The 6,432-nt window shown below is 39.8% G+C and carries 4 protein-coding genes; 1 reads left to right on the forward strand and 3 read right to left on the reverse strand.

The window, feature by feature from the left end; translation table 11 throughout:
• Positions 1–100: 100 nt before the first annotated feature.
• From cydX to Q4600_RS15000, 3 genes are read right to left on the reverse strand one after another with little or no spacing between them, the layout of a single operon-like run.
• Positions 101–223, reverse strand: a complete 123-nt coding sequence (gene cydX, locus Q4600_RS14990; protein WP_102529403.1) for a cytochrome bd-I oxidase subunit CydX — start codon at positions 221–223, stop codon at positions 101–103.
• Between the two features lie 13 nt (positions 224–236).
• On the reverse strand, positions 237–1,376 hold the full coding sequence (gene cydB, locus Q4600_RS14995; RefSeq protein WP_102529402.1) for a cytochrome d ubiquinol oxidase subunit II: 1,140 nt from the start codon (positions 1,374–1,376) through the stop codon (positions 237–239).
• 15 nt (positions 1,377–1,391) lie between these two features.
• Complete coding sequence (locus Q4600_RS15000) at positions 1,392–2,948, reverse strand: cytochrome ubiquinol oxidase subunit I (RefSeq protein ID WP_102529401.1); 1,557 nt, start codon at positions 2,946–2,948, stop codon at positions 1,392–1,394.
• A gap of 1,454 nt (positions 2,949–4,402) precedes the next feature.
• Between Q4600_RS15000 and Q4600_RS15005 the strand changes: the two genes are divergently transcribed.
• Positions 4,403–5,410, forward strand: coding sequence for a S9 family peptidase (locus Q4600_RS15005; protein WP_303516940.1), 1,008 nt, complete (start codon positions 4,403–4,405; stop codon positions 5,408–5,410).
• Positions 5,411–6,432: the final 1,022 nt, after the last annotated feature.

The raw sequence follows: 6,432 nt of genomic DNA on the forward strand, positions 1-6,432 counted from the left end.
CGCTCTTTATATCAATAGCTTCACCTGCGACCATATTTTTCTTAGCCAATAAAAAACCCTGCACAATGGCAGGGTTTTAAATATTAGCTTAAACGACTAATTACTTTTCAGAATCAGCTTCTTTGATTCTATCTAAGTTTTCAGTGTTTTCTAACCAAAGCGCATTAATGATGCCAAAAGCACAGGCTAGTAATACACCTAGTATCCAAGAGAAATACCACATAATGGCTCCTTAATTAATATAATGATGTCTTGTTCTTTTCGATGAACTCACGGTTCAAACGACCAAACATCTTGTAATAAGTCCAAGCGGTATAACTCAGTACAATCGGTACGAAAATGATTGCAGCCCAAGTCATCACATTAAGCGTAATTTCACTCGCTGTAGAATCCCACATTGTTAAGCTTACATTCGGGTCTAAAGAAGATGGCATGATGAATGGGAACATTGCTGCGCCACATGTCAAAATGATACCTGCAATAGCTAATGAGCTAAACAAGAATGCAAAACCACTACGGTTTAAACGGCTAGCAAGTACAACCAGTACTGGCATAAGCAGACCCAATACAGGGAATAACATCGTCAGTGGGTACTTATCGTAGTTAGCTAACCAAGCGCCAGCTTCAACCGCAACGGTTTTAGTCGTTGGGTTTGAAGGTCCAGCAGTGTCGATAGCAGAGGTAATGACGTAACCGTCGATACCATTTACTAACCAAACACCTGCAATAGCAAATAACACAGCAACTAAAAGGCCTGTAATTTGTGCAGCTTTAGCAGCACGAACACGTAGCTCACCTTCAGTCTTCATTTGTAGCCATGATGCACCTTGCATCACAAACATAAACGCTGCAATTAAACCTGCTAATAAACCAAATGGGTTTAATAGGCCGAATAAACCACCGTGGTAAGTTGCACGTAAGAACTGATCAAAATCAAACGGTACGCCTTGAAGCAAGTTACCAAACGCGACACCGATAATCAGCGGTGGTACGAAGCCACCAATACATAATGCATAATCCCACGACTTACGCCATCTTGGATCTTCAATTTTAGAGCGGTAATCAAAGCCAACTGGACGTAGGAATAAGGCAAACAGTACCAACATCATAGCCACATAGAAGCCAGAGAAAGATACGCCATAAACCATAGGCCATGCAGCAAACAAAGCGCCACCAGCAGTAATTAACCAAACTTGGTTACCATCCCAATGTGGGGCAATGGTATTAATCATAATACGGCGGTCAGTATCGTCTTTACCAATTACAGGTAATAACGCACCCACACCCATATCAAAACCGTCGGTCACAGAGAACCCTATTAGCAATACGCCAATCAGAGCCCACCAGATAAATCTTAGCATTTCATAATCAAACATAATCAGGTCCTCAGATTAAGCATCTTGGTTTTCAAAATGATATCTACCTGTCTTAAGGCTTGATGGGCCTAGACGAGCAAACTTAAACATTAAGAACAATTCAATCACTAATAGAATCGAGTAGAACACAGTGATAGAAATGATACTGAACCACAGATCCGAAGTCGTTAGACTTGACGCTGACATGAAGGTCGGAAGCACTTCTGAAATAGTCCAAGGTTGACGACCGTATTCAGCCACAAACCAACCACATTCAATCGCAATCCAAGGCAGTGGTAAGCTGTAAAGCGCCGCACGTAATACCCAAGGCTTCTCTTCAATTTTATGACGTGTGCTTTGCCAGAATGCTGCGGCAAATACAAACAACATAATCATACCTGCACCAACCATGATACGGAATGACCAGAACATTGGCGCTACGTTAGGAATAGAATCCTTGGCAGCAGCTTTAATTTGTTCTTCAGTCGCGTCAACCACGTTTTCAGTGTAACGCTTAAGCAATAAGCCGTAACCTAAGTCACCTTTTGTTGCTTCAAAGTTTGCACGCAGTTCAGGGCTTTCATCGCCAGCTTTAAGCTGCTCGAGGAATGAATAAGCAACCATACCGTTACGAATGCGGATCTCATGCTCGTCGATTAAATCGATAATCCCTGTTACTTGCTCATCGATAGAACGCGTAGCAATGATACCCATTGCAAAAGGAATTTTAATCGCGAAGTCAGTTTCCATCTTCTCTTGATTTGGGAAACCTACCGCAGTAAATGCTGCTGGAGCTGGCTCAGTGTGCCACTCAGCTTCAATCGCTGCTAACTTAACGCGTTGTACTTCACCCACTTTATAGCCTGATTCATCACCTAACACGATAACTGACAGGATAGATGCCATACCGAAACTTGCTGCAATCGCAAACGAGCGACGAGCAAACGGTAAGTCACGACCTTTAAGGATGTAGTAAGAACTAATAGCTAGAACGAACATCGCACCGGCTACATAACCAGATGCCACTGTATGAACAAACTTAACTTGCGCTACAGGGTTAAATACCACTTCAGCGAAGCTAGTCATTTCCATACGCATGGTTTCGTAGTTAAACACAGAACCGACAGGGTTTTGCATCCAACCGTTGGCAACCAGAATCCATAACGCTGACATATTAGAAGCAATGGCGACTAACCAGGTTACTGCTAAATGCTGACGTTTACTGAATCGATCCCAACCGAAGAAGAACATACCCACTAGAGTCGACTCTAGGAAGAATGCCATTAAGCCTTCAATTGCGAGTGGTGCGCCGAAAATATCACCCACATAATGTGAGAAATATGCCCAGTTAGTACCGAACTGGAATTCCATTGCTAAACCGGTGGTAACACCTAGTGCAAAGTTAATCCCGAATAACTTACCCCAAAACTTGGTCATATCTTTATAGATTTGATTATCAGTCATCACATAAAGCGATTCCATAATAGCCAAAATAAAAGCTAGACCTAAAGTTAAAGGTACAAACAGAAAGTGGTACATGGCTGTTAGCGCGAACTGCAATCGTGACAGCTCTACAACCTCTTCAATAATCATTGGCGACTCCTTACTCGGTACATCCAAATGCCATGATGATTCCCATCAATCACAACAAGTGCCATTGCAGGAAAAATTTTATTTAAAAGTAATGCTCTTTTTAACATGTTAATTCAATGTTAACTAAGCGCTTTTATAACATTCTACGAAAACTCAATTTAGCCAGATAAAACACAAATAATGTGAGACTCACATCACACTTAATCACGTAACGTGACTGCGATCGTGACTGCCATTATTTACCTTTTAGCTTACCTTTTAAATTCAACAACTTACAGCAAACAACAAATACTGCAGACCTTTAATTTATACCACCGAAATTTGACCTCAATCAACAAAATGACTTATAAAAAATGTGTTTTTTGCGGGTTTTGAGTAGGTGCGCAAAGTACCACCTTTTAGGTGTTGACCCTACCACTGATAGCTGGTAGGGATTTATTTACATTTTTGTAAAATCACTAAGTCTAAACTATCTAAAACTAATGAAAACATTATCAAACCCAAAAATTAACTTTTTACATATCTGCAATAGATTTACTAACTATAAAATAAAACAACCAAAAACATAACTTACTGATTTAAATACTAAGATACCAAAAAATCTATTAAGAAGCATTAAAGAAACCAAATATTGGATTAGTTTTAATAATGGTAAAGATTAATTTTATTCGTTTGAGCTATTTTTTGAACAGATATAGAATTCGTCCTGTGTTGAGAGAAGGTCGATTGGACTTGAACAAAATGGATTTCAAGTTACATCCCCAACTCTACTAATTTGAATTTATTACTGAGTGGAGATTTTAAAATGACTAAATTATTTGAGCGTTTCATCAATAGCTACAAACGTGTTTTTGTTGAAATGTACCAAGCGTACTAATTAGTTTTATATTGCTGCTGAATTTTGGAAACACCTTTGGGACCATGTTGAGCAGCAATACAACGGAAGATGTCTTGAGCATGCAATTAGCTTGTTATGGACATTGGACGTTACCCTTGATGTTTTGTTAGCGCAAAACAGCTCTTGCAGCTCACTTGCTACATAGAGCTTGACTAGCCCTTTAGAGTTTCGATTCTAAGGGGCTTTTTAATGCCATTCTCACTGTCTTTTTTATATCTAAAGTAAAAGATATTCAAACATACGTTTGATATAGAGTTTCTTGATCAACTTTGGTTGTGAAATGATTCGAGTTAAACTGGCTTGAGTTAAGTTAAGTTGAGTTGAGTTGAGTTAAGCAGCCGATGTGATGCTTCATGTTGTCATACTCGCCCAATTCCCCCGTTTATTGCCATTCAATTTGAACATTAAAAAAGCCAAAACGTTTTAACTTTGAATTTTTTGACGACATATTTTCTCTGTTGATTTCATTTTATCAATCACTTAAGTTAGTCGACTCAATACATAGACATCAAAAACAGTTTAATCACAGACGTTTAATCACAGACATGGAGTTCACGTGATAAAGTATTTTCTACTATTTACCTTGTTATTCTCTTCCTTCAGTACTCAAGCTATTCATTTAATTAACGATGATCGCATCAGTAATCAAACTGATTGCTTTAGTTCTATCTTTGCTGAATACGATACTTGGCATAAATTCATGGAAGAAAAATATCGAAACAAGATAAAAATCGAACAAAAATTCAATAAAGCACTATCACAATTTAACGCTACTTTTAGCGAAGACGATTTCAATCACTTTAAAGCGAATTTATCCTGTAGCACATTTAGTTATTCGGTAAATAACACCGAGGTGATGGGTTATGTCATAAAGCCCAGAGTATCTGACACTAAGTTACCTGTTTTAGTTTATAACCGTGGTGGTAACGGTAATTTTGGCAGTGTCGTCTTTGGCGCAATGATGTACGGACTATTTCCGATTGTAGAGCAAGGCTTTGTCATCATTGGTAGTCAATACCGTGGAGTTCACGTTAAGCAGCCAAGTGCAAAAGATGAATTTGGCGGAAAAGATGTGAATGACGTTATTGCCCTACTCGATTTCATCCCAAATATTGAAGGCGCAGATCCGCAGCGTATTGGCATGTATGGTGGCAGTCGCGGTGGCATGCAAACACACTTAGCAATGAAACAAACTAACAAAATCAAAGCAATTGCTACGATTGCGGGTGTATCGGATTTACAACAAGGGTTAATAGAACGCCCAGAAATGGAAAATGTTTATAAGAAACGTATCCCTTATTATGAACTCAAAAAAGATGCCGAGTTATCAAAACGCTCTGTTATCAACTGGGCCAGCAATTTATCCCCCAATGTGCCTATCTTATTAATCCACGGCACCGAAGATAAACGTGTGGCAGCAAACCAATCTATCGTACTTGCTGATGCATTAACCAAATATGATATTCCCCATAAACTGGTGCTTTATCCTGATAACCATTATTTGAGAAACAGCAAAGAAAAGGTCAATTTGGAATTAGTGAATTGGTTTCAAAAGTATCTTTAGACTCAGGGGGATTACTCAAGCTCAAAAGAAAGTTACTTGTAGTTAGCCACATTTTCCAAACTTCGTTTGGATTAAGGTCGTGGCGCTTCGCCCACACCTGATTCTGATATCTGGATTTAATCCTGAATTTCCAAACTTCGTTTGGATTAACATCGTGGGTTATCCACCCACACCCGACCAAAAGGGTATCAACAGCAATACCCTCTATACTCCCTGTAAAAGAATTAGGCCCCGCTGCCCCGACGAAAAATGCTGAAAAGCGCATAATTTTCGATGGGGATTACTCCAGTTTCTGACTTCGTTTGTTGCTAACGTCGGTCTTATTCGAAAATGCTAACGCTTCCGGTGGTGCATCTGAAGTAAATGGATTTATGAATGTCACGATGGCATGGATGCCAAGGAGTGACCCTGCACCACGAAAGCTAGTCTGACCTCCTGTCAGGCTCACGCGATTTTCTTCAACGTCCTCAATTCAAATGGAGTCTTTTAGCTGAAAAGATTCTTGGTCTTTGCAGTTTTTAATTGGCACGAATATGCCAAATCGAAGAGACAATAATCCCAGTGTAGATGCGTTCAAGACCTTCGAAAACATGGCGAAGTTTCACAGTGTGAAACGCTATGAGCGAGAGGCATGGGTGCCGAACTGGCCGTTTAACATGGATGTTATTTGTCATGGCCGAGCTTTCAGGGACGAACTTGCTGCGTGTCACAGTCGTGCTTGCACAAAAGGCCGCTTTTCACATCCATGTGATCGCGACATTCCGTTCATCCTGAACATCCCAGCGGCAGGCAATGGATTAGATTGAAGCGATGGTCTTAAGTAATTGAGCCAATATAGATAAAGTGCAACACATAAACGGGTAACTCGTTTATGCCCCAAAACTTGTTAGCAGCTTTAGTTAGCTAATGATTTCTAGATTTGAATCGAATCTAAATCAAGATCTTAATCAAGATCTTAATCAAGGTCGTGGCGCTTCGCCCACACCAGACGAAAGGGAAACAACAGCATTTCCCTTTTCGAT

Origin of the sequence: Shewanella sp. 2_MG-2023 (assembly GCF_030548905.1) — a bacterium.
Classification (GTDB): Bacteria; Pseudomonadota; Gammaproteobacteria; order Enterobacterales; family Shewanellaceae; genus Shewanella; species Shewanella electrodiphila.

Coding starts and splice junctions, on each gene's coding strand:
- cydX (WP_102529403.1), bottom strand. CDS start 223: ATGTGGTATTTCTCTTGGATACTAGGTGTATTACTAGCCTGTGCTTTT.
- Q4600_RS15000 (WP_102529401.1), bottom strand. CDS start 2,948: ATGATTATTGAAGAGGTTGTAGAGCTGTCACGATTGCAGTTCGCGCTA.
- cydB (WP_102529402.1), bottom strand. CDS start 1,376: ATGTTTGATTATGAAATGCTAAGATTTATCTGGTGGGCTCTGATTGGC.